Annotated in this window: 24 protein-coding genes and 1 other RNA gene; 8 read left to right on the top strand and 17 right to left on the bottom strand. The window is 66.9% G+C overall.

Features of this window, described 5'->3' with window-relative positions; all coding sequences use genetic code 11:
* Positions 1–136: 136 nt before the first annotated feature.
* Positions 137–1,126, bottom strand: coding sequence for an NADPH:quinone oxidoreductase family protein (locus tag EI73_RS01010; RefSeq protein WP_034387426.1), 990 nt, complete (start codon positions 1,124–1,126; stop codon positions 137–139).
* A gap of 135 nt (positions 1,127–1,261) precedes the next feature.
* Between EI73_RS01010 and EI73_RS01015 the strand changes: the two genes are divergently transcribed.
* From EI73_RS01015 to EI73_RS01030, 4 genes are read left to right on the top strand one after another with little or no spacing between them, the layout of a single operon-like run.
* Entirely contained in the window at positions 1,262–3,337 is a 2,076-nt protein-coding gene (locus EI73_RS01015; protein ID WP_034383249.1) for a 3-hydroxyacyl-CoA dehydrogenase NAD-binding domain-containing protein, read from the top strand.
* Positions 3,338–3,385: 48 nt separating this feature from the next.
* Positions 3,386–4,561: an acetyl-CoA C-acyltransferase gene (locus EI73_RS01020; protein ID WP_034383251.1), complete on the top strand. Its 1,176-nt coding sequence runs from the start codon at positions 3,386–3,388 to the stop codon at positions 4,559–4,561.
* A 57-nt stretch (positions 4,562–4,618) separates the two neighbouring features.
* Positions 4,619–5,251, top strand: a complete 633-nt coding sequence (locus tag EI73_RS01025) for a MazG nucleotide pyrophosphohydrolase domain-containing protein (RefSeq protein WP_034383255.1) — start codon at positions 4,619–4,621, stop codon at positions 5,249–5,251.
* Positions 5,248–5,832, top strand: coding sequence for a CoA pyrophosphatase (locus EI73_RS01030; RefSeq protein ID WP_034383257.1), 585 nt, complete (start codon positions 5,248–5,250; stop codon positions 5,830–5,832). The genes EI73_RS01025 and EI73_RS01030 overlap by 4 nt, the downstream gene beginning before the upstream one ends.
* A gap of 45 nt (positions 5,833–5,877) precedes the next feature.
* On the opposite strand, the gene EI73_RS01035 is transcribed toward EI73_RS01030, so the two are convergent.
* From EI73_RS01035 to mraZ, 7 genes are all read right to left on the bottom strand, one after another.
* Positions 5,878–6,900 carry a DUF4384 domain-containing protein gene (locus EI73_RS01035; RefSeq protein WP_034383259.1) on the bottom strand — a complete coding sequence of 341 codons (1,023 nt, stop codon included), beginning with the start codon at positions 6,898–6,900 and terminating at the stop codon, positions 5,878–5,880.
* A 349-nt stretch (positions 6,901–7,249) separates the two neighbouring features.
* Positions 7,250–8,422 carry an ABC transporter permease gene (locus EI73_RS01040; protein ID WP_034387429.1) on the bottom strand — a complete coding sequence of 391 codons (1,173 nt, stop codon included), beginning with the start codon at positions 8,420–8,422 and terminating at the stop codon, positions 7,250–7,252.
* Positions 8,423–8,514: 92 nt separating this feature from the next.
* Positions 8,515–9,105: a 3D domain-containing protein gene (locus EI73_RS01045; protein WP_034383261.1), complete on the bottom strand. Its 591-nt coding sequence runs from the start codon at positions 9,103–9,105 to the stop codon at positions 8,515–8,517.
* Positions 9,106–9,564: 459 nt separating this feature from the next.
* The gene (locus tag EI73_RS01050; RefSeq protein ID WP_034383263.1) at positions 9,565–10,917 is read right to left on the bottom strand and encodes a penicillin-binding protein 2; all 1,353 of its coding nucleotides are present in this window, start codon (positions 10,915–10,917) and stop codon (positions 9,565–9,567) included.
* A complete protein-coding gene (locus EI73_RS01055; RefSeq protein ID WP_034383264.1) occupies positions 10,908–11,264 on the bottom strand; it encodes a hypothetical protein in 357 nt (118 codons plus the stop codon). The genes EI73_RS01050 and EI73_RS01055 overlap by 10 nt, the downstream gene beginning before the upstream one ends.
* Positions 11,264–12,181: a 16S rRNA (cytosine(1402)-N(4))-methyltransferase RsmH gene (rsmH, locus tag EI73_RS01060; RefSeq protein WP_034387432.1), complete on the bottom strand. Its 918-nt coding sequence runs from the start codon at positions 12,179–12,181 to the stop codon at positions 11,264–11,266. The genes EI73_RS01055 and rsmH overlap by 1 nt, the downstream gene beginning before the upstream one ends.
* 5 nt (positions 12,182–12,186) lie before the next feature.
* Positions 12,187–12,615 (bottom strand): division/cell wall cluster transcriptional repressor MraZ, encoded by a 429-nt coding sequence (gene mraZ / locus EI73_RS01065; RefSeq protein ID WP_034383265.1) that lies wholly within the window; start codon positions 12,613–12,615, stop codon positions 12,187–12,189.
* A 342-nt stretch (positions 12,616–12,957) separates the two neighbouring features.
* On the opposite strand from mraZ, the gene EI73_RS01070 reads away from it, so the two are divergent.
* A complete protein-coding gene (locus EI73_RS01070) occupies positions 12,958–13,320 on the top strand; it encodes a DUF423 domain-containing protein (protein ID WP_034383267.1) in 363 nt (120 codons plus the stop codon).
* Positions 13,321–13,369: 49 nt separating this feature from the next.
* Here EI73_RS01070 and rnpB read toward each other — a convergent pair.
* The 3 genes from rnpB to EI73_RS01080 form a co-directional block, all read right to left on the bottom strand.
* Positions 13,370–13,803: RNase P RNA component class A (gene rnpB, locus EI73_RS15675), an RNA gene on the bottom strand.
* Positions 13,804–13,869: 66 nt separating this feature from the next.
* Positions 13,870–14,631 carry a pseudouridine synthase gene (locus EI73_RS01075; protein WP_034383269.1) on the bottom strand — a complete coding sequence of 254 codons (762 nt, stop codon included), beginning with the start codon at positions 14,629–14,631 and terminating at the stop codon, positions 13,870–13,872.
* Positions 14,628–14,999 carry a hypothetical protein gene (locus EI73_RS01080; RefSeq protein WP_034383271.1) on the bottom strand — a complete coding sequence of 124 codons (372 nt, stop codon included), beginning with the start codon at positions 14,997–14,999 and terminating at the stop codon, positions 14,628–14,630. Before EI73_RS01080 ends, EI73_RS01075 begins: the two co-directional genes overlap by 4 nt.
* Before the next feature lie 110 nt (positions 15,000–15,109).
* Here EI73_RS01080 and truB point away from each other — a divergent pair, with 110 nt between their 5' ends.
* Positions 15,110–16,042, top strand: coding sequence for a tRNA pseudouridine(55) synthase TruB (gene truB / locus EI73_RS01085; RefSeq protein WP_034383273.1), 933 nt, complete (start codon positions 15,110–15,112; stop codon positions 16,040–16,042).
* Between the two features lie 3 nt (positions 16,043–16,045).
* Here truB and gatA read toward each other — a convergent pair whose 3' ends face one another.
* The 3 genes from gatA to EI73_RS01100 all read right to left on the bottom strand — a co-directional run bounded on the left by gatA (position 16,046) and on the right by EI73_RS01100 (position 18,702).
* Positions 16,046–17,497 carry an Asp-tRNA(Asn)/Glu-tRNA(Gln) amidotransferase subunit GatA gene (gene gatA, locus EI73_RS01090; RefSeq protein ID WP_034383274.1) on the bottom strand — a complete coding sequence of 484 codons (1,452 nt, stop codon included), beginning with the start codon at positions 17,495–17,497 and terminating at the stop codon, positions 16,046–16,048.
* Positions 17,498–17,569: 72 nt separating this feature from the next.
* Entirely contained in the window at positions 17,570–18,100 is a 531-nt protein-coding gene (gene scpB, locus EI73_RS01095; protein ID WP_034383276.1) for an SMC-Scp complex subunit ScpB, read from the bottom strand.
* On the bottom strand, positions 18,097–18,702 hold the full coding sequence (locus tag EI73_RS01100) for an L-threonylcarbamoyladenylate synthase (protein ID WP_034383278.1): 606 nt from the start codon (positions 18,700–18,702) through the stop codon (positions 18,097–18,099). The genes scpB and EI73_RS01100 overlap by 4 nt, the downstream gene beginning before the upstream one ends.
* A gap of 69 nt (positions 18,703–18,771) precedes the next feature.
* Here EI73_RS01100 and EI73_RS01105 point away from each other — a divergent pair, with 69 nt between their 5' ends.
* Both EI73_RS01105 and EI73_RS01110 read left to right on the top strand, forming a co-directional pair.
* On the top strand, positions 18,772–19,992 hold the full coding sequence (locus EI73_RS01105) for a type II secretion system F family protein (protein ID WP_034383280.1): 1,221 nt from the start codon (positions 18,772–18,774) through the stop codon (positions 19,990–19,992).
* 152 nt (positions 19,993–20,144) lie between these two features.
* On the top strand, positions 20,145–20,888 hold the full coding sequence (locus tag EI73_RS01110; protein ID WP_197050730.1) for a hypothetical protein: 744 nt from the start codon (positions 20,145–20,147) through the stop codon (positions 20,886–20,888).
* 40 nt (positions 20,889–20,928) lie between these two features.
* On the opposite strand, the gene pruA is transcribed toward EI73_RS01110, so the two are convergent.
* From pruA to EI73_RS01125, 3 genes are all read right to left on the bottom strand, one after another.
* The gene (gene pruA / locus EI73_RS01115; RefSeq protein WP_034383282.1) at positions 20,929–22,500 is read right to left on the bottom strand and encodes an L-glutamate gamma-semialdehyde dehydrogenase; all 1,572 of its coding nucleotides are present in this window, start codon (positions 22,498–22,500) and stop codon (positions 20,929–20,931) included.
* 61 nt (positions 22,501–22,561) lie between these two features.
* Positions 22,562–23,494, bottom strand: a complete 933-nt coding sequence (locus EI73_RS01120; protein WP_034383283.1) for a proline dehydrogenase family protein — start codon at positions 23,492–23,494, stop codon at positions 22,562–22,564.
* Positions 23,491–24,147 (bottom strand): GntR family transcriptional regulator, encoded by a 657-nt coding sequence (locus EI73_RS01125; RefSeq protein WP_034383285.1) that lies wholly within the window; start codon positions 24,145–24,147, stop codon positions 23,491–23,493. Before EI73_RS01125 ends, EI73_RS01120 begins: the two co-directional genes overlap by 4 nt.
* Positions 24,148–24,152: the final 5 nt, after the last annotated feature.

The following is a 24,152-nucleotide window of genomic DNA, read 5'->3' on the forward strand; positions in this document are numbered from 1 at the left end:
GCCACCCAAGCGAGGGACCCACACGGTTTTGTAAGCGGTTACAATCCCATTGTTGTTAAAAATGTCCCCCTGTCAAGGGGGAGCAGAAGAGGGAGCCGGGTCCCGGGGAGGAACCTCGCGGGGGCGGCGCGGTGACCTAACGGCCGGGCCTGATCAGGACCTTTCCGGTCGTCTTGCGGTCCAGAATGTCCTGGAAGGCGCGCGCACTGTCGGCCAGCGGATAGATGGGTCCGACCTGGGGCACCACCTGGCCGCTGGCGACTAGCCGGGTGAGGACCTCTGCCGCCTCACGGGTAGCTTCCTCGTCTCCCATCAGCGAGGTCAGCCACAGGCCCGTCACCGTCAGGTTGCGTTTCATCAGCTCAACGGGCCGCAGGTGAGCCTGCTCACGACTGGCGTTGCCGATCACGATGATGCGGCCCCGGTGGGCGGCCATGTCGAGGCTTTCTTGAAATCTCTTGCCTCCCACCACTTCCAGAATGAGGGGAATGCCCTTGCCCCCGGTGGCCTCCCGGGCCTTGTGCACGCGCTCGGGATCGTCCTGAAGGAGGGTCAGGTCGGCTCCGAGCTTCCGAGCGACCGCCAGCTTCTCCTCGGTGCTGGCGGTCGCGAGAACGTTCAGGCCCAGCGCCTTGGCGAGCTGCACAGAAGCGGTGCCCAGCGCTCCCGCCGCCGCCTGCACCAACACCCACTCTCCCGGCTGGCCCCGTCCGAGCGTTTTCAAGCCGTGGTACGCCGTGAAGTAGGAGACTGGAAAGGCAGCGGCCTGCTCGGCGCTCAGACTGGCGGGAATGGGCACGAGGGCCGCCGCGGGCGTCACCGCGTATTCCGCTAGGCCGCCGCGTCCGGCGAGGGCCGCGACCCTTTGGCCGAGCTGGACGCCCGTCACGCCTTCGCCCAGGGCGTCCACCACGCCCGCAAATTCCATGCCCGGGGTGTAGGGCACCCGCGTGCGGGTCAGGTATTCGCCGGCCACCGCGAGCACGTCGGCGAAGTTGATGCCCACCGCCTCGACCCGAAGGCGCACCTCGCCGGGACCGGGCTGGGGTACGGGCAGCTCGCGCAGCTCCATCACGTCGGGAGGACCGAGACGCTCAACCACGACGGCCTTCATGGTTTCACTCATGCCCAGGAGCATACCCGACTGTTCCCCGCTGGGTGAACGCACACGTACATCCTGAACGTGGACGTATTTGACCGGAGGCGGGCGGCGTGGAAGCATGGGGGACGACACGTCAGCACAAGCCACGAGGAGGCGCACATGAGCATCGTTGACCAGACCCGTGAGGGTGACGTTCTCGTCCTGACCATCAACAACCCGCCTGTGAATGCTTTTTCGCCCGGGGTGCCGGAGGGGTTGCATGCGGGGCTCGATGCCGCCGAGGCGGATGAAGGCATTCGGGCGGTCGTGATCATCGGCGGCGGGCGAACCTTTATCGCGGGGGCCGACATCAAGACCTTTGACCTTCCACGCGAGCAGGCGCCTGACCTGCGCGGTTTTATCACCCGTTTGGACGCCTTTCCCAAGCCCACCGTCGCGGCGATCCACGGTACGGCGCTGGGCGGGGGGCTGGAGGTCGCGCTCGCCTGCACCTACCGCGTGGCCACCCGGGACGCGCAACTGGGTCTGCCGGAGGTCAAGCTGGGGGTGCTGCCCGGAGCGGGGGGCACCCAGCGCTTGCCCCGCGTGGTGGGTGTGCCAAAAGCCCTGGAGATGATGCTCTCGGGCACGCCTGTTCGCGCGACCGAAGCCCAGGCCCTCGGGCTGGTGGACGAGATCATAGAGGGCGACCTGCGCGCAGGAGCGGTGGCTTTTGCCCGCGCCCATGCTGATCTTCGTCCGCTCCCCCGAGTCAGTGAGCGTCCGGTCGAGGGGGGGAGCCCCCAGGTGTTTGCCGCTGCTCGCGAGGGGATCAAGAAGACCCACCGCGGTCAGCTCGCCCCGAGCTTGATCATCGATCTGGTCGAGCTGGCGACGACCCAGCCCTTTCAGGTGGGATGGGAGGAGGAAGCGCGGCTCTTCCTCCAGGCCAAGGATTCCCCGCAGTCACGCGGCCTGCGCCATATCTTTTTTGCCGAACGCGAGGCGGGCAAGATTCCAGGACTAAGCAAGGACACGCCCGTCAGCGAGATTCGCCGGGCGGGCATCGTCGGTGCGGGCACGATGGGCGGCGGAATCGCCATGAATTTCCTCAACGCCTCGATTCCCGTCACCATTGTGGAAACCTCCCAGGAGGCGCTTGACCGGGGCCTGGCCACCATTCGGCGCAACTACGAAAACACCGCCAAGAAGGGCCGCCTGACCCAGGAGGACGTTGAACAGCGCCTGAGCCTGCTGACGCCGAGCCTCGACCTCGCGGATCTCGCGGACGCCGACATCATCATCGAGGCGGTCTTCGAGGATATGGACGTCAAAAAAGACATCTTCCGCCGTCTGGACGAGATCGCCAAGCCGGGCGCGATTCTGGCAACAAACACCTCCACCCTGGACGTGAACGAGATCGCCGCCGTCACCACGCGGCCCGAACAGGTGATCGGTCTGCACTTCTTCAGCCCGGCGAATGTGATGCGGCTCCTGGAGATCGTGCGCGCGGACAAGACGAGTGACCGCGTCCTGGCGACCAGCATGGCCCTCGCCCGGCGGATTGGGAAAGTCGGGGTGGTGGTGGGCGTCTGTGACGGCTTTGTGGGGAACCGCATGATCCACCGCTACGGGGATGAGGCCCGCAAACTGGTGGAGGAGGGAGCTCGGCCTGAGGACGTGGACGGCGCCATGAACGCGTTTGGTCTGCCCATGGGGCCTTTTCAGATGAGCGATATGGCGGGCCTCGACGTGGGCTACCTGATTCGTCAGCATCAGGCGAAGGTACGGGGCCTTCCCAAGCCTGACGGCTGGCTTGACCGCATCGTCGAGATGGGCCGCAAGGGCCAGAAGACGGGGGGCGGCGTGTACGACTACGGCGAGGACCGCAAGCCGCGGCCCAATGCCGAGGTTGGGCAGTTGATCGAGGCGTACCGCGCCGAAAAGGGGCTTCAGCCCCGCGAACTCAGCGCGCAGGAACTCACCGAGCGCCTGCTGTACTCGCTGATCAACGAGGGCGCCAAGATTCTCGAGGAGGGGATTGCCCAGCGCGCCGGGGACATCGACGTGATCTACATCTACGGCTACGGCTTTCCCGCCTACCGTGGCGGCCCGATGGGCTACGCCGATGAGGTGGGCCTGGCCAACGTCGTCGCGGCCCTGAAGCGGTACGGCCAAACCCCCGCGCCGCTCCTCCAGCGGCTGGCCGAAGAAGGCAAGACGTTCGCCGAGTGGGACCGGGAAAAAGCCGCTTGAAGTTCGCCGGGGGCAGGGTCAGCCTGCCCCGGTTGAGGAGGCTCTGTCATGCGTGAAGCTGTCATCGTATCCACTGCCCGTACGCCCATTGGCAAGGCCTACCGGGGAGCCTTTAACGCCACGCCCTCTCCGACCCTTGCCTCCTTTGCTGTGCGGGCTGCCGTCGAGCGAGCTGGGGTTCAGCCGGCCGAGATCGACGACTGTATCTTTGGCGCGGCCCTGCAACAGGGCGTGCAGACCACCATCGGCCGCAATGTGGCGCTGCGCTCGGGCCTCGGTGTGGAGGTGGCGGGCATGTCCATCGACCGCCAGTGTGCCTCTGGGCTGATGGCCATTGCGACCGCGGCCAAACAGATCATCGTTGACCGCATGGACGTGATTGTGGCGGGGGGCGTCGAGTCTATCTCGCTGGTGCAGACGCCGGAGATGCGGGTAACGCCGGATCCCGAGCTGCTCTCCATGCATAACGGCGTGTACATGCCGATGATCGACACCGCTGAGGTGGTGGGCCGGCGCTACTCCATCAGCCGTGAACGCTGCGACGCCTATGCCCTCCGCTCGCAGCAGCGCACCGCCCGTGCCCAGGCCGAGGGCAAGTTTGACGACGAGATCATCCCGGTCACCACCCGCATGCAGGTGACCGACAAGGAGACCGGCGCCGTCTCTCTTCGGGAGGTCACCCTCACCAAGGACGAGGGAAACCGCCCCGACACCACCCTTGAGGGCCTCGCTGCCCTCAAGGCCGTACGCGGTGAGGGCAACCAGATCACGGCGGGCAACGCCTCGCAGCTTTCCGATGGAGCCTCCGCCTGTGTGGTGATGGCCGCCGAACTCGCCCAGGCCAGGGGAGTCCGGCCGCTGGGCCGCTACCTGGGCATGGCGGTTGCGGGGGTCGAACCCGACGAGATGGGGATTGGTCCCGTGTACGCCGTTCCCAAGCTGCTCAAGCGCTTCGGCCTTACCATGGACGACATCGGCTTGTGGGAGCTGAACGAGGCTTTCGCGGTGCAGGTGCTGTACTGCCAGGACAAGCTGGGCATTCCTGACGACAAGCTCAACGTCAATGGTGGTGCGATCGCCATCGGTCACCCCTACGGCATGAGTGGAGCGCGCCTGGTCGGGCATGCCCTGATCGAAGGGCGGCGCCGGGGCGTGCAGTACGTCGTCGTGACCATGTGCGTGGGGGGCGGCATGGGTGCCGCCGGGCTGTTCGAGGTGCTGTAGGGCATCCGCGACGGCCAGCCCTGCGGTACGGTCTGCCTTTCCCCGCTAGCATGGGGTATGCAAGACCTGTTGCTGACCCTGCGCCGTCTGCGTGCTCCCGATGGTTGCCCTTGGGACCGTGAACAAACCCACGAGTCCTTGCGGCCCTACCTGCTGGAGGAGGCCGCCGAGGCTGTCGACGCGGTCACGCAGGGGCCCGCAGCTCTGTGCGGCGAACTGGGTGACGTGCTGTTGCAGGTGGCCTTTCACGCTGTGATCGCGGAGGAGCAGGGCACCTTTACGTACGCCGACATCGAGCGGGGCATTGTTGAAAAGCTGCGGCGGCGGCATCCGCACGTGTTTGGCACCGTCAGGGTTGCCAGCCGTGACGAAGTGACTGCCCACTGGGAGGCGATCAAGGCCGCCGAACGCGGGGGACGGCCGCGCGGCGCGGCAGAGCGGGTCCCTGCGGCCCTGGGGGCGCTGGCCCGTGAAGCGCGGGCGCAGCAGCTGCTCTGCCAAGAGAAGGCCGGACGGGAAGGCGTGGAAGCCGCTCTGCGGTCGGCCCCCGACGCCGCAGCGGGCGTCGCGGACGTCCTGGCAGCGGTTGTTTCCTGGGCCCGTCAGCTCGGGGTTGACCCCGAAGTGGCCCTGCGGGAGCGTACCCAAACCCGGCTGCGGGCCCTGCCGGATTCGGAAGTGCCCTTGTGACCCGGCAGGGCGGAACCCCGGACCCCTTTGAGGCCGCGCTGGATGACCCCTGGGCCGTATGGCTTCAAGGGCGTACCCGCGAGCCGCTGCACCTGCCCGAGTACCGCCGTGCCGCCGTCCTCGTCGCCCTGACCCGCGAACCCGATCCGCGGGTGCTGCTCACGGTGCGTTCGGCGGATCTGCCCACCCACCGCGGCCAGATCAGTTTTCCGGGAGGCAGCCTGGAGGTGGGCGAGACTCCCGTGCAGGCCGCCCTGCGGGAGGCGAAGGAGGAGGTCGGCCTTGAGCCCTGCCTCGTCACCGTGCTCGGGGAACTCGACGACGTGTTTACCCCCATCGGTTTTCACGTGACGCCCGTGCTGGCCCGCATTCCTGCCGAACCGCGTCTCACGCTCACTGCGGAAGTCGCACAGATCATCATGCCGACCCTCGCTGAACTGCGTGCCCTCACGCCCTTGCGCGAAACGCGCACGCTGCCCGGTGGACGGGAGGTCCCCGTGTACCACTACCCCTGGCGCGGTCACGACATCTGGGGGATGACGGCACGAGTCCTCCATGACCTGCTGGACCAGGGACCATAAGCACAACACCCCCGCCAACGGGCAGGGGTGTTCGGGGGATGGGGATCAGCGGGCCGGTGTGACGGTGATCTGGCTGTCGCGCTGGACGTTGTAGGTCTGGACAAAGGTGCGGTAGCCGGGGGCGATGAGCACCACCTCGTGGCTGCCGCGGTCGACCTCGACGCTGAGGCTGCCGCCGCGGATCGTTCCGACCTCACGGCCGTCCACGAAGACGCGGGCACCATTCAGCGGGCTGCGGATGGACAGGGTCACCTCGTTCACCGGCGCGGGGGCGGGCGTCACGATCTGAGCGAACTCAACGTTCAGGTTGGTGGTCAGACCTGCGCGAATCGTGATGGTGGTGGTGTAGTCCCGGAAGCCCGGAGCCTGCACACGCACCGGGTAGGTGCCGGGCCGGATGTTGCTGAAGGTGGTGTTGGCCGAACCGAGACGCTGACCGTTGAGAATCACCGTCGCATTCGGGACGTTGGTCCCGACAAACAGGCTCCCGGTCTGCACGGGGGTGCGGCCCACCACCGTGAAGAAGGCGGTATCCGTGACCCAGCTGTTTTGCGGAATGGGGTTCACCACGATGCTCAGGGCCTGGGCGAGCTGCTGCTGGCCCTTGGCGTTGACGGTCGCAAACTGGTCCTGCTGGCTCTTAAAGGTGCTGAGTTGGTCAAGGTTCAGCGGCGTTAGGCTGGCCAGCGCCAGCACCTTGTTCAGGCCCAGGTCATTGCCCACCGTGAAGGTGAAGTTCGCGCCGGGTTCGGGGAAGGTCACCGTGGTGTTCGCCTTGACGAAGTTGCTGTCGCTCAGGCGGTTGGGCAGAATCTGGGTCACTTCACCGGTCGCGTCCACGTTGAACAGGTACACATAGGCGTCCCGGTTCACGGTGGTGCTGATGCGGATGTTTTCACCCACGCGGTAGGTGGGGTTGCCGTTGCCGGTGTTGTCCTTGTCGACCCGCACACTCACACTCAGGTCGGGTTCCACCGGGTTCACGATGATGCTCTGCGCGCTGATCTTGGGGGCCGCAGCAGCGGTGCTCAGGAGCATGGCCGCGGGGATCATCAGAAGCTTCTTCATGTCGTACCTCCGAGAAGCAGCGTACGGGGAACAACTTGACGGGCCATGAGCAGTTTGGGAGGCAATGTTAATGGTGCTTCAGCCCGCCGTCAGGTAGTTGACTCCTGGCTGATATGCAGTTTTTCACAAAGCTTTTCGTTCAAACGGATTGGCGACAAGGGCAAGAGGCTGCCACTCGTCCCATGGTTCAAGCTCCTTGATTCCTTACAAGGAAGGATGAAGAATGTCCCGGAAGGCTAGAGACGAGCAGAAATCCTATGCTCTCCCAAGAGAACGAACCCAAAGACAAGCTGATTGGAATGTCCCTCGTATCCTCTTGAGAAGCGCGGCAGAACAAAGTGACCGGAGGTCAACGAAGAATTCGGGCAGGTTCCACATTGGCCGCTCGCCGCGCTGGAATCAGGGCAGCGAGCAGGGTCGTGCCCAGGCCCACCGCATTGACCCACAGCAGGTCGCCAAGGCGAACTTCTACCGGTAGGGTGGTGATGAAGTACAGGTCGCCGGGCAGCCGAAAGGGCCTGAGCGTGAAGTAGGCGCTGATGCCCAGCCCCAGGAGGTTTCCCAGCAGCAGCCCGCCCAGGCCCAGCAGCGCTCCCTCGATCAGAAAGGTACGGGTGATGGTTCCCCTTGTGGCGCCGATGGCCCGCAGAATGGCGATCTCCTGTGTTTTCTCGAACACGGCCAGGGTCAGGACGTTGGCGATCCCAAAGGCGGCCACAATCACGATGAGAAAGACCACGAAGGCGATGACCCGCTTCTGCAGGGCAAGCTGGTCGAGCAGGGTGCCGTAGAGGTCCTGCCAGGGAAGTGGCGTGTAGGGCCGAGTACGGGTCAGCGTCTCCCCGACAGCGCGTGCTGCCTGGGCGTCGCGCAGCCGGAGCTGATAGCCGGTGACGTTCCTGGTCCCCTGGAGGGCCTGGAGGGTCTCCAGGCTGGTAAAGGCATACCCGGAGTCGATCAGGTAGTTGCCCGTGCTGAAAACGCCCTTCACGCGCAGGGTCGCGCGGCGCTGCGTGGAGTTCAGCAGCCGCACCTCATCCCCCGTAAAGGCCCCGACGCTGCGGGCCAGGGACGCACCCAACAGGACTTCACCCGGCCCCAGCGTTCGCAGCAGCTCACTTTCCTGCGGGCTGAGCCGCAACACCTGCGCGGCCTGTGGCGTCACGCCGAAGAGGGTGGCGAAATCTACGCCTGCCCCCCGTCCGGAGGTGGCCGGGCGAGTCAACAGCCCCTTGTCGGCGAGAAAGGGCGCAAAGGCGGTCACCCGTGGGTCGGCCCGCATCTGCGCCTCGAGGGCAGCGTCACGGGGGGAGGGGACAAAGGCCGTGACGCTCAGGTGTGGACTGGCCCGCAGGGTCGCGTCGACCAGAGCACGGGTAAAGCCGTTGGTGAGGCTCAGGGCCGCGATCAACACCATCACACCCACCGCGATGCCCAGCACGGTGAGAAGGTTTTGGGTGCGCCGGCGCGCGAGGTGTGCGCGGGCCAGCGTCCAGGCGAGATCGGGGGCGGAATGGGCCACGTCTGCGGAGAATACCAGAGGAGGGGCGCTCAAAAAAAACAGCGTGAGTGGCCCGGGGGCCAGCCCACGCCGCGTGAAGGGCAAGGAAAGCTTCAGCGCACCGCCGTGATGCGAACTTGCCGCGCGCCAAACTGAATGGCCTGGCTGCGTGTCGCCATCCAAATGTCAATGCTGTTTGTCTTGCGGGCCGCCATGGTGTCCTCGACGTAGAACACGCGACCTTTGAAGAGGTTGTTGTACCGGCCGCTGAGATCCTCGATCATGATTTTGCTGCCATAGGGAAAGATACGCAGCAGGTCGCGGCTCAGCGCCACCACACCGGGTCGAGTCCGGGTGCCTGTGGCGGTGATAAAGGGCGTGCTGTCGGTCTGGCCGGGTGTGCTGTTGTATGCCGTCGCGCGGGCGATCACGCTGCGGCCCGTGCGAACGCGGCTTTGGGCAATCTCTGCCTGGGCCTGCTGCACGGCTCGCGCCCGGTTTTGTGCGGCCACCTCCGCCGGTAAGGCCGCCTTCTGAGGGGCTTCGGCGCGTGGGGGCACGGGCGCCAGGGGGAGTTCTGGGGTCAGCGCGTCGCGCACCGCCTGAGCAGCGACACTCGGCACAGGAAGAGCGGGGGTAGCAGTGACAGTTCCGACGGTGCCCAACAGGATGACATGCATCCAGCGGCGAGGAGTATTGGCCATGGAGTCTCCTGCGGCTACCCCAAAAGGAGTAGCCGGGGGTGGATTGTGGGGGTGAAGAAGCTGCGGGCGTTCTGGTTCCCGGCTGCCGAGAGCCTAAAGATCCTCCATGGGGGATTTCTGTGGGAAGTGCCCTCTTCTTCTCATCTTCAGCCCTCCTGGCGCGGCCACGGCCCCTGTTCCTCTATGGCTTGCTCCCTTTGGCAGCATACTTTTTAGATGAGCGAAGTTCTAACTCTCTCACTTTCTCTCTCATGATAAGTCTACGGAGAGGGGCCTCTCTGGGACGCCAGTGGGGGGTTTTGGGGGCAAAAACGCAAAGGTTTGTGACATTTTTTACGTTAGGAGTCACAACGAGCGCGGGGGAGAAGGCGTTGGCGTGCCTTTCTCCCCCGCTTGGGCTCGGTAGTTCTCAGAGTGTTCTTAGAAAGAGCTGCTCTCTGCGCGTTGAGGGCCGGGAGCCTACTGGGACTTTTCCTTGGGCTGCGGTTCCTCTTGCGGGGCGGTCGCCCAGCGGGAAAGGATTTCCGAGGCGATTTCACGGTAGATGGGAGCAGCGAGCTGTGAGCCGTGGTAGCCGATCTTGGCGCCGTGAACCATCACCGCGACGGTGACGCGCGGCGCGTCCGCCGGGAAGAACCCCGCGAAGACACTGTCGTACAGGTTGCGCGTATACCCCTGGGCACCCGCGACCTGTGCCGTCCCGGTCTTCCCGGCCAGCGCGTACCCTTTCAGACCTGCGGCATGGGGAATGCCTTCCTCGATCACAGCCTGGAGCATCTCCCGGGTCACCCGGGCCGTCTGGGGCCGCAGCACCTCATGGCGCTGTCCTGCGCTTTCGCCCTCGACCAGGCGGGGCGACACATACAGGCCGTCGTTGGCGAGGGCGTTGTAGGCGGCGGCCAGTTGCAGGGTGGTGCTGCTCATGCCTTGTCCGAAGGCATTGGTGGCCCGCACGAGATCATCCCACCGGCGCAGAGGCTGAAGTTTTCCGGTGCTCGTCATCACCGTGGGGATGTCCACGTAGTCTCCGAACCCGTAGCGGCTCAGGTAACCGCGCATTTTTTCGGGTGCAAAGTGCTCCACGATATGACTCATGCCTACGTTGCTGCTGTAACGCAGGATCTGCCGGGTGGTGAGCTGCCGGGGGTGGGCGACCGCGTCCCCAATGGTGCTTCCCCAGCGCCCCCCCACGTAGCGGCGCATCGGCGTGTCGTACACCGTGTCGGGTGTGGTCAGCCCCTCGTTGATGGCCGCCGCCACCACCAGCCCCTTGACGGTCGAGCCCGGCTCAAAGACGTCGAGGAAGGGCCGGTTGCGCCGCGCTTCTGGGCTGTAGTCTCGCCAGTTGTTGGGATCAAAGGGCGGGTAACTGGCTGCTGCCAGCACCTTGCCGGTGCGGGTTTCCAGCACCACCACCGAGCCGTACTCGCCCTTGTGCTTGGGTACGGCTTCGGCCAGGGCCGCCTCGGCCGTCGCCTGCACGCCGGGATCAAGGGTGAGCTTGAGATTTTGTCCGGCAGCCAGGGCGCGGTTGTAGGCGTACTCCAGCCCCTCCAGCCCCTCGGTCGCGCCCATCATGCCGATCACCTGACCGGCCAGCTTCCCCTGGGGGTAGACCCGTTGGCCGTTCACCGAGCGAGCGAGGACCGTACCGTCGCGAGCAACGATCGTGCCGCGAGCCTGCATCGCCGTGCGCTTCACGCCCTGCGGCACGTTCCATTCGAGCTGTGCATAGGCCCATACCAGCGTCAGGAACAGCAGCAGCGCCACAAACTGCATGAGTCGGGAACGGTGGTGAATCTTCACTTCCATTCGGTCTTTACCTCCAGGGTGCTTCGGGCAGAGAGGGGCGCGGGGGCGGGCACGCCGGTGATGTCCTGGGTGGTTTTGGGGGCCTCGGCAAAGCGCCGCATCCCGTTGTGTAGTGCCCAGTCGCGGATGCGTTGGGGATTGGTGAGCGCCTGAACGCGCAGCTCGAGTTCGTCGCGCTCGTTGAGCAGGGCCGCTTCCCGGTCCTGGGCGGCGCGCAGGGTGGGGCGCACGTCTTGGGTGAAGAAGCGGGCCCCTACCAGCGTCAGGGCCAGCACCAGATAGATGGACACGTAGCGAATGGCCCGTGCCCGCCAGGTGGCGATGCTGAGGTCAACGCGCGGCAGCATCACCCCGTCACCTCCGTGGTCTCCTCCGGGGCCACCTTCTCGGCGGCGCGCAGCTTGGCGCTGCGGGCGCGTGGGTTGCGGGCCTGTTCCTCTTCGGTGGCCTCGACGGGCCGTTTGGTCAGGGGCCGGAGGGTAGAGCTCGCGCGCAGGAAGCGTTTGACGATGCGGTCTTCCAGCGAGTGAAAGGAGATCACCGCGAGGCGACCCCCCGGCGTCAGCAGCGCCTCCGCCGCTTGGAGGCCGTCCCGCAGCGCTCCTAGCTCGTCGTTCACATACACCCGCAGCGCCTGGAAGGTTCGGCGCGCCGGGTGAATGCCCTTGGAAAAGCCCGGATAGGCCCGTTTGATGACCGAAGCGAGCTGTGCGGTGGTTTCGATGGGGGCATGTTCCCGCGCCTGCACGATGCCCCGCGCGATTCGGCGCGAGTGGCGTTCCTCGCCGTACTCGTAGATGATCGAAGCGAGTTCCGCTTCGGAGAGGGTATTGACCACATCGGCGGCACTTTGACCCGCCTGGCTCATGCGCATATCAAGCGGCGCGTCGGTGTGGTAAGAAAAGCCGCGTCCGGCGTCGTCAAGCTGAAAACTGCTGACGCCGATGTCAAGCAGGACACCGTCGACCCGCGTCACGCCCTGGCGAGCGAGCAGTTCCCGCATGTCGCGGTAGTTGCCCTCAAGCACGGTCAGTCGGGGAAGCTTCAGCGCGTGGGCGCGGCTCAGCGCATAGGGGTCTTGGTCGATGCCGTAGACCGTTGCGCCCGCTTCGAGCAGCAGCCGGGTGTGTCCGGCCCCGCCCAGGGTGCCGTCTACGATCACGCGGCCCGGCGCGGGCGCGAGGGCTTCTCGCACCTCCGAGGCCAGCACCGGGATATGCGAGAGGGTGTCGTGGTGGGGAAGGTCGGGAGAAGCAGTATTCATGGTGATCACGCCACGAAGTTGGCGAGAAGGTCGGGGTTCGGGGGGTTCTGCTGCACCGCCTGGATCGCGGCCTCCCAGCGGCCAGGATTCCACAGCTCCAGCCGTCCGGGGGCACCGGCAACAATCACGTCACTCTCGAGGGCCGCAAAGGTGCGCAGCGTCTGCGGAACCGTGACGCGGCTCTGGTTGTCCAGACGCGCCTTGTTGGCGCCGGAATAGAAGAAGCGCACAAACGCCCGTGACTGCGCGTCCGTCAGCGGTAGGCCCTCCAACTGTTCCTCCACCCGCCGCCAACCGGCGAGCGGAAAAACATACAGGCAGCCCTCCATGCCACGGGTAAGAATCATCCCATCCTCGACGAATTCCCGAAAGGCGGGTGGCATGACCACGCGGCCCTTGTCGTCGATGGTGTAGGGATACTCTCCAAATGGCACTGCGCTCCTCCCCGTCCGCGTCCCTCTGCCGGTCAGACCGGAGAGGGACGCGGAAAGCAGCCCACGTACGCACGGTGGGCGCCGTTTCGGGCTGTGCGGCGAGTGTAACAGCCCAGCTCAGCATTTACCACCGTTCCCCACTTTTTCCCCCGCTTTTCCACCCTGGCCTCCTCTTTTTCCCACCAGCTTTCCCCGAACACCCGGAGGCTTGCGCGCGCCTCTTGCAAAAAAAGTGGTCCAGCACGCCTTTTTTGGGGTGAGGAGGTGGGGAGTGACCCTGCGCTTTCCCACCGCGCACGGGGTGGGACAAACCCCCACCCGGCTTCCCCGTAGCCTCGGTTTATGCGAAGCCTGAATGCCACAGCAGCCGGAGCGCTCCTGGCAGCCCTGGGGGTCGCCCTGGGGGCTTTTGGCGCCCATGCCCTCAAAGGCCGCCTGGACCCGGCCATGCTCGCCAACTTTGAGACCGGCGTGCGCTATCAGATGTACGCTGCCCTCGCGCTGCTCGTCCTGGGCACGCACCCTGCGCAGCGCCGCGCACCGCTCCTCCTGCTCGGGGGCAGCCTGATCTTTAGCGGCACCCTCTATGTGCTCGCGCTTGGTGGCGCCCGCTGGTGGGGAGCGGTCACACCGGTGGGAGGACTCCTGCTGATCGCGGGCTTTGTGACGGCGGCCTTGGACGCCAAGAGGGCGCAGAACCGCTAGTGAGGAGAGCGGCCGCCCCCCGTGTCGGGGAGAGCCGCTCTGCCGGTAGGGGTGCGGGGAGGCGGTAAGCCGGGTTCTGTCCCCACGGAGGGTGGAGTCACGGTCATCTCTCTGGGACGCGTGTCACCACGCGCCTCTAGCGACCATCCTGGCGGTCATCGGAGCGGGCCGCTCCTCGCGCGCTGTCGGGTCTTGCACCGGATGGGGTTTACCAGCGCCCCGCGTCTCCGCTGGGCCTGGTGCGCTCTTACCGCACCGTTTCACCCTGACCACTTCCACCCGCGCCGGGGCTGCACAGAAGTGGCGGTCTGGTTTCTGTGGCACTGTCCTTCGGCTTCGCCGCCACCCGCGCGCTTCGGCGCCTGCGCGGGCACTTGACTCGCCGACCAGCCGTTAGCTGGCATCCTGCCCTGCGGTGCCCGGACTTTCCTCACCCCCAGTTCCTGGAAAGAAACTGTCGGGCGCGACCGTGGACCTCCCCGCAGCAGACAGTGTAGCAAAGAGCAAGGGGCCAGGGACCCATGTTGGAGGCTTGTGCGTCTCTTTCGGTCACCCCCACCGCGAAAGCATCTCCCGCTCGGCCTGCTGCCACAGACGGCGAGGGACCTGCGCCGGGTGGAGGAGAGCCCGGAGGTCACTGGACGAAAGCTCGCGGTACTCGCCGGGGGAGAGGTCACCCAGCCACAGGCCGCCGATTCGGTAGCGCAGCAGGCGGGTGACGGGGTGGCCGATCGCGGCCAGCATCCGCCGAACCTGCCGGTTGCGGCCCTCGCCCAGCGTGACGAACGCGCCGCCCCGCGCGGGTTGCACGTCCAGGGCGCGAGCCGGGCCGTCGTCGAGCTCGACCCCTTCCAGGAGGGCGCGCAGTTCGGCGGGTGTGGGGTCGTGGTTCCCCGCCGTCCAGGCGCGGTACGCCTTTTCATGGCCGTAGCGGGGGTGCGTGAGCGTGAGCGTGAGCTGGCCGTCGTTGGTGAGCAGCAGCAGCCCCTCGGAATCCTTGTCGAGCCGTCCAACCGGATGCAGGCCGGGCACGGGCGGCATGGCAGACAGCACGTTTCGCCGCCCGTACTCGTCGCGGGCGGTGGTCACGTAGCCCACCGGCTTATACAGCAGAAAGGTGACGCTGGGACGCTCCTCCGCCCCGACCAGCGTGCCGTCCACGCGCACCTCGTCCTCGGGTGTGACGGTGCGTCCCAGGGTGGCGACCTCGCCGTTAACCGTCACGCGGCCTGCCGTGATCAGCGCCTCAGCGGCGCGGCGCGAGGCGATCCCGGCGCGGGCAAGCCGTTTTTGCAGGCGTTCTCCGCTCATGGGCGGCTCCGGGGGGAAGGCGCGGTGAGGATGCCCACCACAGCGAGCAGGGCCAGCACCAACGACACCCCCAGCATCAGGGCGCGGACGGCGGAGGGCAGCACATCTGCGAGCCGCAGTGCGGGAGGAACCAGCGCGGCGACGGTCAGCAGATTCCCGGCGGCCAGGGCAAAGGCGCTCGGACCGTTGGGCCGAGCACTGGCCACCAACAGGAACGCGCCCCAGGCCACCAGCAGGCCCCCGGCCCAGCGGGCCAGCCACAGCGGCGATACACCCAGGAGGGTTCCAGCGCCCGGTGGAAGGAAGTACAGAAACAGCCCGACCGGCAAGAACACCAAGGCGGTTAACCAGAACGCGGCGCGCAACACCTGCGCAGTGTACGCGTGTCGAGGGCCGAGGGCGGAGGATAGAACGCCAGAAAAGCAGAGCGTGGTGGCTCCCTGCGCTTTGTCCTCTGTCCTCTGCTAGCCTGCCCCCGATGCCCGTCATCCCCGTGGACAAACCCCTGGGCCTGACCTCTCACGATGTCGTGAACCGGGCGCGGCGCGCGCTGGGCACCCGGCGCGTGGGGCATACCGGCACCCTCGATCCGCTGGCCACCGGGGTGCTGGTGCTGTGTGTGGACGACTCCACCAAGCTCGTGCAGTTTATGGAGGCCGACAGCAAGGACTACCTCGCCTGGATCGCTCTGGGCGCGGGCACGCCGACGCTGGACGCCGAGGGACCGGTGACGGAGGCTGTGCCCGTCACACCTCCTGACGAGGGTACCGTCCGCGAGGTACTGAGCGGCTTCCTGGGGCCGCAGGCGCAGGTGCCCCCGCAGTACAGCGCCCTTCAGGTGGGGGGCCAGCGGGCGTATGCGGTGGCACGGGCCGGGGGTCAACTCGACCTGCCCGCTCGCAACGTGACCATTCACGCGCTGGACCTGCTGAGCGTGTCCTCCAGCGTGCAGGAGGCTCCCCGCGCCTTTTCCCCTGGCCTCGAGGGCTGGCGTCCGGATCCGAACGGACGCACCTTTGACTTGCCGCCACCATTGGGCGACTTTCCCACCCTGCTCGTGCGGGCCAGCGTGGGCAGCGGGACCTACCTGCGCTCGCTGGCGCGGGATGTGGGGGCGGCGCTGGGGGTGCCTGCCCACCTGGCGGGCCTGGTCCGCACCCGTGTGGGCCGCTTTGGTCTCGCCGGGAGCGTCCGCGTGGAGGATCTGGCCGAAGCGGAAGGCCTCCCCGACCTCGCCGCCCTCGATTTTCCGCGCATCGAGGCGGACGAGCAGCTCGCCCGCGCCCTGCGGCAGGGCAAGCGCCCACCGTCGGGGGTGGTCGGGCGGCACGTCGTCACGCGGGGCGGCGCGCTGGTGGCCGTGGTGGACGGGAACGGCGAGGAACTGCGGGTGGTGCGGGCCTGGGCGTGAAGGCTAGTGCCCCGGTGCCTCCACCTTTACCGCCCCGATGCCTTCCAGCCCGCCCGCCAGCCGGACCAGCACCTCATCCTTCAGGGCGGGCGCGATGAACTGGATGCCGACGGGAAGCCTCTTGCCGTCCACCTCCTCGAACCCGGCGGGAACACTGAGGGCGGGCAGCCCCGCGAGGTTGATGGCGACCGTGTCCACGTCGGCGGCGTACATGGCGAGGGGGTCTTGCGTCCTCTCGCCGCGCCGGAAGGCAGGGAAGGGGCTGGTGGGCGTCACCAGCAGGTCCACCTCCGCCAGGGCGCGGGCAAAGTCCTGCGCGATCAGGCGGCGCACCCGCATCGCCTTGCTGTAGTAGGCGTCGTAGTAGCCGCTGGAGAGGGCATAGGTGCCCAGCATGACGCGCCGCTTCACCTCCGGCCCAAAGCCCTCCTCACGCGCCCTTGTCATGCTCTCCATCACGTCGCCCGCCGGAACACGCGCGCCGTAGACCATGCCGTCATAGCGGGCCAGGTTGGAACTCGCTTCCGGCATGGCGATCAGGTAATAGGCCGCGACGGCGTGCTGAACGTTCGGCACGCTGACTTCGCGAACGCTCGCCCCGGCCCCACGCAGAGCGTCCAGGGTGGCTCGCAGCGCCGCCTCCACGCCGGGCGTGTTGCCGCTCAGGCTCTCGCGAATCACGCCGACCTTGATCCCCCGCAGGTCGTCTGGAGTGCCCGGCTGGAAGGCGGGGGGCACGTCCAGGCTGGTGGCGTCGCGCGGGTCATGCCCGGCCAGGACGTTCATCAAAAGGGCCAGGTCGGCGGCGGTGCGGGCAAAGGGGCCAATCTGGTCGAGGCTGCTGGCGTAGGCCACCAGGCCGTAACGGCTCACCCGCCCGTAGGTGGGCTTCAGGCCGTAGATGCCGGTGAAGGCCGCAGGCTGGCGCACCGAGCCGCCCGTGTCGCTTCCCAGCGCGACGGGCGTGATGTTCGCGGCGACCGCCACAGCGCTTCCGCCGCTGCTGCCGCCCGGTACGCGCGTCCGGTCCCAGGGATTGAGGGCGGGGCCGCTCGCACTGCTCTCGGTGCTCGACCCCATCGCGAACTCGTCCATGTTCGCCTTGCCCAGAATGATGGCGCCCGCCGCGTGCAGCCGCTCGACGACCGTCGCGTCGTAGGGGGACACGTAGTTCGCCAGGATACGGCTGCCACAGGTCGTGCGGGTGCCCGTCACGTTGATGTTGTCCTTCACGGTGACCGGCACGCCCGCCAGGGGCAGCGTCTCCCCGGCGTCGAGACGGGCCTGCACCTGCGCAGCCTGCGCCTCGGCACGGTCATTGAGGCTGATCAGGGCGTTGAGGTCGCGCGCCGCCTGGGCACGGGCGCGGGCAGCGTCCAGCAGGGCCTGGGGGGTGATTTCACGCGCCTGCACGGCGCGGGCGAGGTCGGTGGCGGTCAGCGACACATCCGGCATGACAGGCAGTGTAGCGGGGAAGTGCCCGGGGACCCTGCCGAGCGGTGAACGCCGTGTGCTGGGACCGCCCTTTTAGCCCCTGAGCAGGTGCGCGAAGTCTGCCCCTTCCAGCGGAGGAAGGTCTTCCAGGCTGGTCAAACCGAATTCCAGCAGGAACCGTTCTGTGGTGCCGTACAGCAGCGGTTGTCCGACCGCGGGACTGCGGCCCACCACCTTCACGAGTTCCCGTTCCTGAAGGGTGACGATGCTGCTGGCGCTGCCCCCGCGCATCGCCTCGATCTCCGCCCGGGTGACGGGCTGCCGGTAGGCGATCACGGCCAGGACCTCCAGCGCGGCCGCACTCAGCGGCGGTAGTGGCGGCGGCGCGAGCAGCGGGGCGAGGTGGGCGGCGAGAGCGGGCGGCACCACCAGCCGGTAACCGCCGGCCACCGCCTCCACCTCAAAGCCCAGCTCGGCTTCCCGCAGGGAGCGGGCAAAAGCTTCGGTGGCCCGCACCGCCGCTTCTTCGGGCAGGCCCAGCATGTCCGCCAGCTCACGCCGGGTGATGGGCCGCCCAGCAGCGAGGAGCGCCGCGCCGATCAGGGCCTGTGCCGTGGGTGTCACCGCGCCGCCCCGCGAAGCTGCTCCTGCAGCACGGCGGCGGGGAGGGCACCCTCGCGCAGCACCTCCAGCTCATGTCCACGGACGCGCACGACCGTGCTGGCCAGACCCTGCGCGGGTACGCCGCCATCCGGCAGCAGGAGGGGCGTGAGGCCGTAGGCCTGCGCCTCCGCGAAGCTTCGCGCGGCGGGCCGCCCGCTGGGGTTTAGGCTGGTGGTTGCAAGCAGGCCGCCGCAGGCTCGCAGCAGGGCCAGCGCCACAGGATGATCGGGAACCCGCAGGCCCACCCAGCCTCCCGGCGCGAGGTCCGGCGGGCAGGCGGGGCTGGCGGGCAGCACGAGGGTGAGCGGTCCCGGCCACAGCGGCGCGAGGGCGTCAAAGGCCGTGTCCCCGCGCGTAAGCGTGCGGGCGGTGGCAGCATCCACGCACGACACCTGAACCGGTTTGTCCGGCTCACGGCCTTTGACGTCATACAGTCGGGCGGCGGCGTCAGGGCGGGCGGCCAGGCCCCACACCGTCTCGGTGGGGTAGCCCACCACGCCCCCGGCCGCGATGTGCTCGGCGGCTTTGGCGATCGCCTGTGCGATGTGTGATTGCTCCTTCATGCGCTTTTCACCCGCCTGCCCTCCCCGTTGTAAGGGGAACGCAAGACGCCCCGAACTATACTCGCGCCCATGCCGGTCTACGAATACCGCGTCCGGGACCGCTCCGGAAAGATCCTGAAGTCCCAGATGGAGGCCGAGACCGCCTCACAGGTTCGCGACGCCCTGCGCGCCAAAAGCCTGTTTATCGTCGAGATCAAGCCGCCCAAGACGGGGCTGAACGCCGAGGTCAAGATCCCCGGCTTGAGTGACCGCCCGCCCAACCTCAAGCAGGTCGCCGTCTTTAGTAAACAGCTCGCTACCCTGATCAACGCAGGCGTGCCGCTGGTGCAGTCGCTTGCCATCCTGCAACGCCAGATCGAAAACAAGGCGTTCCAGACCATCATCAGGAGTATTCGGGCGGACGTCGAGGGCGGCCTGCCCCTCAGCGAGGCGCTCGTCAAGCATCCCAGGGTCTTTAACCGGCTGTACATCAACCTGGTGCGGGCGGGCGAGACGAGCGGCACGCTGGACAGCATTCTGGAACGAATTGCCGCCTTTCAGGAAAAGGAACTCGGACTGCGCGGCAAGATCAAGAGCGCCCTCACGTACCCGGTGGTGGTGCTGGTCTTTGCCATCGGCATCACGTACTTCCTGCTCACCACCATCGTGCCGCAGTTTGCCGGGATTCTGGCGCAGCTCAATGCGCCGCTTCCCCTGATTACCCGTCTGCTGATGGCGGTATCGGACTTTCTGAAGAACTCCGGGTTATTCATCCTCGCAGGCATTGCCGCGCTTGTCTTTGCTTACCGGTGGTACTACCGAACGCCACAGGGACGGCATGTGATCGATGACATCAAACTGCGTCTTCCTGTCTTTGGCCCCCTGCTCAAAAAGAGTGCAGTCAGCTCCTTTGCTCGTACCTTTGGCCTTCTGATCAGCAGCGGCGTCAACATCATCGAGAGCTTGGAAATCACCAAGGGGACCGCCAACAATGCCATTGTCGAGGACACCATCGAAAACGCCAAGAATGTGGTGATGGTGGGCGAGCCGATGAGTGCCAGCCTGGCGACCAGCCGGGTGTTCCCGCCGATGGTGGTCAGCATGGTGGCAATCGGTGAAGAAACCGGTGCACTCGACAGCATGCTCTATAAAATTGGCGACTTCTACGACCGCGAGGTGGATGAGGCGGTGGCCAGCCTCACCGCTGCGATCGAGCCGCTGATGATCGTCTTCCTGGGGGCGATTGTGGGGACCATCGTGGCGGGGATGTTTCTCCCGATGTTCAGCATCATCGGCCAGCTCAGCAAGTAGGCACCGTTGGAGGCACGGGAGAACTCCTCTTTCTGAAGCGTTTTCCGTCCTCGCGCGGGCTGACGGCAGTGGCGGGCTTGGGATCACCCCACAGCGCTGACGGCCGAGTACGATGGGCATCTGGGATGTCCTGGCCCAGAGGAGGAAAGCCGATGCCACCAGGAGAGACGGGAGAACACCGAACTCCCCCAGGGCCCGTCGCCAGTTTTACCCTCACGCGCTATGCCGGGCGCAAGGGTGGGCTGGGCCTGGCCCGCCTGGCCCAGGACCGTCTGGTGCTCGCTCGCCAACCGGGCCTGACCTTTTGGCGCCTGCTGGGAACCGGACGGGGGCAGGACCTCACGTTGGGGGCCGACCTGCTGCGCTGGGCCCGCTTCTGCGTCTGGGCCTCACGCGAAGCCTACGAGCGCTTCGAGGACAGTCCCTGGCGCCAAGCAGAGCGGTCCTGTGCCCTCGAGACGTATACGCTGCTGCTGCGGCCCCTGCGCGCTCGTGGGACCTGGGGCGGGGTTCAGCCCCTGGGTCACCTCCCCCTGCGCGAGGAAGAGGGGGGCCCCGTGGCCGTGCTCACCCGCGGCTCGCTGCGCCTGACGCGCCTGCCTGCCTTTTGGCGTGCGGTGCCCGCCTCCCAACAGGCCTTGCACGCCCACCCCAGCCTGCTGGCCTCGGTGGGCTTCGGGGAGTTGCCCCTGCTGCGGCAGGGCACCTTTAGCCTGTGGCGGGAGATGGCCGGAGTCCGGGCCTTTGCCTACGGCTCCCCGGGGCACCGAGCTGCGATTCGCCAGACCCGCCGCCTCGGCTGGTACAGCGAGGACCTGTTCGCCCGCTTCGTGCCCCTGCAGGCCGAGGGCCTCTGGGACGGCCGCGATCCCCTCGCCGGGCTGCTGCCGCCCTGAGGTCGGCATACGGCGCCGCCCCGCTTCCTGGTTCCGGCCTTTACCAGCGCTCGGTGACCGACTTGAGCTGCAGGAAGTTCGCCAGGTAGTCCGGGCCGCCCGCCTTGGAATCGGTGCCGCTCATGTTGTACCCACCAAAGGGCTGCACCCCCACGATCGCCCCCGTGATCTTGCGGTTGAAATACAGGTTTCCCACCTCAAACTCAGCGCGGGCCTGCTCCAGGCGCTGGCGGTTATTGCTGCATACGCCGCCGGTGAGGCCGTACTCGGTCGCGTTGGCGATCCGCAGCGCGTCCTGCCAGTCGCGCGCCCGCAGCACCGCGACCACCGGCCCAAAGATTTCCTCCTGGGCGATGCGGGCTTCCGGGCTCACGTCCCCGATGATGGTGGGTTGGACGTAATAGCCCTTCTTGCCCTCACATTCGCCCGGGGCCTCGCCGCCCAGCAGCACCTGCCCTTCCTGCTTGCCGATGGCAAGGTACTGGCGGATCTTTTCGAAGCTCTCCTCGTTGACCACCGCCGTGACGTTGGCGTTTTCTTCACCGGTGCCCACCTTGAGGGCCCTGGTGCGCTCCACAAAGGCGTTCACCACCTTGTCGTACACCTCGTCCACCACAATCAGGCGGCTCATCGCGGAGCACTTCTGCCCATTGAAGCCGAAAGCGCTTTGGGTCGCGGCGGTCACGGCAACGTCCAGATCGGCGGTCTCGTCCACGATGAGCGCGTCCTTGCCGCCCAGTTCCAGCACCACCTTTTTGATCCACTTCTGCCCCTGCACGACCTTGGCGGCCACCTCGTTGATGTGCAGGCCCACCGCCCGCGAACCGGTAAAGGTGATGAAGCGCGTCTTGGGATGCGTGGTGAGGTACTCGCCCACCTCGGCGCCGATGCCGGGCAGGAATTGCAGCACGCCGGGGGGGAGTCCCGCTTCCAGCAGGATGTCCACCATGAAGCCTGCGATCAGGCCGGAATCCTCGGCGGGCTTGGCGATCACGCAGTTGCCGACCACGATGGGCGCCGCCAGCATTCCCGTAAAGATCGCACACGGGAAGTTCCACGGTGAGATGGAGACGCCCACCCCGAGGGGCAGGTACAGCAGGCCGTTTTCTTCGCCCTCAAACCACGTCGTCTCGGCGGCGCCAAAGCCCGCGTACCTCATCGCGGAGCGGGCGTAGTACTCCAGAAAGTCAATCGCCTCCGCGACCTCGACGTCGGCTTCGGCGTAGTTCTTGCCGACCTCCAGCGTCATCAGCGCGCAGGCCTCCAGGCGGCGGCGCTTGAGGATCGCGGCGGCCTTGAGGAGGATGCGGGCGCGAGCGTCCATCTCCCAGGTCTTCCAGGTCTCAAAGGCCTGCCACGCGCCTTCTAGGGCACGCTGCGCGTCTTCAACGGTCGCCTTGGCCGTTGTGCCGATCACCTCCGAGGTGTCGCAGGGATTGACGGAAGTCAGCCGCTGGGGCGTGTCCACTCGCTCGCCATTGATGATCAGGGGGTAATGCCTGCCGACGAGTTCAGCGCGGACCCGCTGCAGCGCGGCCTGATAGGCCCTGACGTTCTCTTCGCGGGTGAAGTCGGTAAAGGGCTGGGGGCGGTAGTCCTGGACTTTAATCATGGGCATTCCTTTCGAGGCGGGAGGCGCTCAGGATCAGGCGTGAGGGGTGGGGTGACGCTGCCTAGCCCTTGAGCATGCCGCGCAGCACAAACAGCGCGTTGCGCGGTGTCTCGGCGATGCGGCGGCTGAAGTACGGGTACCAGTCGCGCCCGTAGGGGATGTAGGCGCGGACGCGGTAGCCCTGCCGAGCAAGCTCCTTTTGTAGGTCGCGCCGCACGCCGTACAGCATCTGGAACTCAAAGGCGTCGCGGCGGACGCCGTGGGCGAGCACAAAATGCTTGACGTCCTCGATCAGCCGCTCGTCGTGCGTGGCGACATTGACGTAATGGCCTGCTCGCAGCTGGGCGTACACCAGGCGGCGGTAACTGGCGTCCACGTCGGCCTTGTCGGGCATGGCGACCGAGGGGGGTTCGAGGTAGGCGCCCTTGACGATCCGCAGGTTAGGGCGCAGGTCTTGCAGGGCGGCGAGGTCGGCCTCTGAACGGTAGAGGTAGCTTTGCAGCACGGTGCCCACCGTCTCGTTGCCGAACTCGTTCACGAGAAGCCGGAACTGCGTGAGCGTCTGGTCTACTCGGGTGTGGTCTTCCATATCCAGGCACACGAAGCCGCCGTACCCCTTGGCCCGGCTCACGATTCGGCGGGCATTCGTCAGGCCCAGGTCCTCGCCGTTCACGGTTTGTCCCTGGCCGACACTGGAAAGCTTGACGCTGACGTAGGGGGGAATTCCCGCAGCGTTCGCCTGATCAAGCAGGCTCAGAACCCGCTCTGCAAAGGCAGAGCACTGCTCCGGCGAGTCGATGAACTCACCCAGCAGGTCGAGGTTCCCCAGAATGCCGTCACCTTCGAGCTCACGAACAGCCCGCAGCGCGGAGGCGGCGTCCTCACCCGCCACAAAACGCTGCGCCACCCGCCACCCGCGTGAGCGCACGAGGTCTTCGACAAACTTCTGTCCCGAGACAGTCAGGACGGCCTTACGGTAGAGCTGGTCAATCATAAAGGGGCTTCTCCTAGGTCATGCAGGACAAGGGCGGCAAAGGTGCGGACGTGCGCGCGGGCAGCCTCACGGGCGGCCTCCGCGTCCCGGGCGAGGATGGCGTCCAGAATCGCGGCGTGCTGCGCTCCGGTATCGGGATGGGCGTTGTATGTCCGGGTCTGGTGTTTGATGAGGGCGACCCGCTGCTCCAGACGGCGGGCCAGGTCGGCGAGTGCGGCGTTGTGCGCGGCAAGCGTCACGCTGCGGTGAAAGGCGAGGTCGAGGCGGGTTTGCTCGCGGTAGTCGCCGCCCGGCGCGGCGTTTAGGGTCGCGAGCGCCGCCCTCAGCGCCGCCGCGTCGGCTCCGCGGTGTGCCCGAGCGGCCAGGGCGGCGGCCAGCCCGTCAAGCTCCTCGCGCACCACATAGGTTTCGCGCGCCTCGGCCGCGCTGAGAGCACGCACCCGCACGCCCTTGTTCGCCTCTGCCACCAGCAGGCCGTCTTGCGTCAGCCGCATCAGTGCCTCGCGAATCGGGGTGCGGCTAACCCCCAGCTTTTCTCCTAGCTCCACCTCGGCGATGCGTTCGCCAGGAGCAATCTCGCCGTCGAGAACAGCGCGGCGCAGGTGCTCGTACACACCGTCGCGCACCAGAGAAGGCCGCTCGAACGAGGACATCCTGG

It is taken from the genome of Deinococcus sp. YIM 77859 (assembly GCF_000745175.1).
In the GTDB taxonomy this organism is placed as follows: domain Bacteria; phylum Deinococcota; class Deinococci; order Deinococcales; family Deinococcaceae; genus Deinococcus.

Coding starts and splice junctions, on each gene's coding strand:
- EI73_RS01075 (WP_034383269.1), bottom strand. CDS start 14,631: ATGAGCGGAGAACGCCTGCAAAAACGGCTTGCCCGCGCCGGGATCGCC.
- EI73_RS01015 (WP_034383249.1), top strand. CDS start 1,262: ATGAGCATCGTTGACCAGACCCGTGAGGGTGACGTTCTCGTCCTGACC.
- EI73_RS01035 (WP_034383259.1), bottom strand. CDS start 6,900: ATGAAGAAGCTTCTGATGATCCCCGCGGCCATGCTCCTGAGCACCGCT.
- EI73_RS01100 (WP_034383278.1), bottom strand. CDS start 18,702: ATGAAGGAGCAATCACACATCGCACAGGCGATCGCCAAAGCCGCCGAG.
- gatA (WP_034383274.1), bottom strand. CDS start 17,497: ATGCCGGATGTGTCGCTGACCGCCACCGACCTCGCCCGCGCCGTGCAG.
- EI73_RS01050 (WP_034383263.1), bottom strand. CDS start 10,917: ATGGAAGTGAAGATTCACCACCGTTCCCGACTCATGCAGTTTGTGGCG.
- EI73_RS01055 (WP_034383264.1), bottom strand. CDS start 11,264: ATGCTGCCGCGCGTTGACCTCAGCATCGCCACCTGGCGGGCACGGGCC.
- EI73_RS01070 (WP_034383267.1), top strand. CDS start 12,958: ATGCGAAGCCTGAATGCCACAGCAGCCGGAGCGCTCCTGGCAGCCCTG.
- EI73_RS01120 (WP_034383283.1), bottom strand. CDS start 23,494: ATGATTGACCAGCTCTACCGTAAGGCCGTCCTGACTGTCTCGGGACAG.
- EI73_RS01125 (WP_034383285.1), bottom strand. CDS start 24,147: ATGTCCTCGTTCGAGCGGCCTTCTCTGGTGCGCGACGGTGTGTACGAG.
- EI73_RS01105 (WP_034383280.1), top strand. CDS start 18,772: ATGCCGGTCTACGAATACCGCGTCCGGGACCGCTCCGGAAAGATCCTG.
- EI73_RS01010 (WP_034387426.1), bottom strand. CDS start 1,126: ATGAGTGAAACCATGAAGGCCGTCGTGGTTGAGCGTCTCGGTCCTCCC.
- rsmH (WP_034387432.1), bottom strand. CDS start 12,181: ATGAATACTGCTTCTCCCGACCTTCCCCACCACGACACCCTCTCGCAT.
- pruA (WP_034383282.1), bottom strand. CDS start 22,500: ATGATTAAAGTCCAGGACTACCGCCCCCAGCCCTTTACCGACTTCACC.
- EI73_RS01020 (WP_034383251.1), top strand. CDS start 3,386: ATGCGTGAAGCTGTCATCGTATCCACTGCCCGTACGCCCATTGGCAAG.
- EI73_RS01110 (WP_197050730.1), top strand. CDS start 20,145: ATGCCACCAGGAGAGACGGGAGAACACCGAACTCCCCCAGGGCCCGTC.
- truB (WP_034383273.1), top strand. CDS start 15,110: ATGCCCGTCATCCCCGTGGACAAACCCCTGGGCCTGACCTCTCACGAT.
- EI73_RS01025 (WP_034383255.1), top strand. CDS start 4,619: ATGCAAGACCTGTTGCTGACCCTGCGCCGTCTGCGTGCTCCCGATGGT.
- EI73_RS01045 (WP_034383261.1), bottom strand. CDS start 9,105: ATGGCCAATACTCCTCGCCGCTGGATGCATGTCATCCTGTTGGGCACC.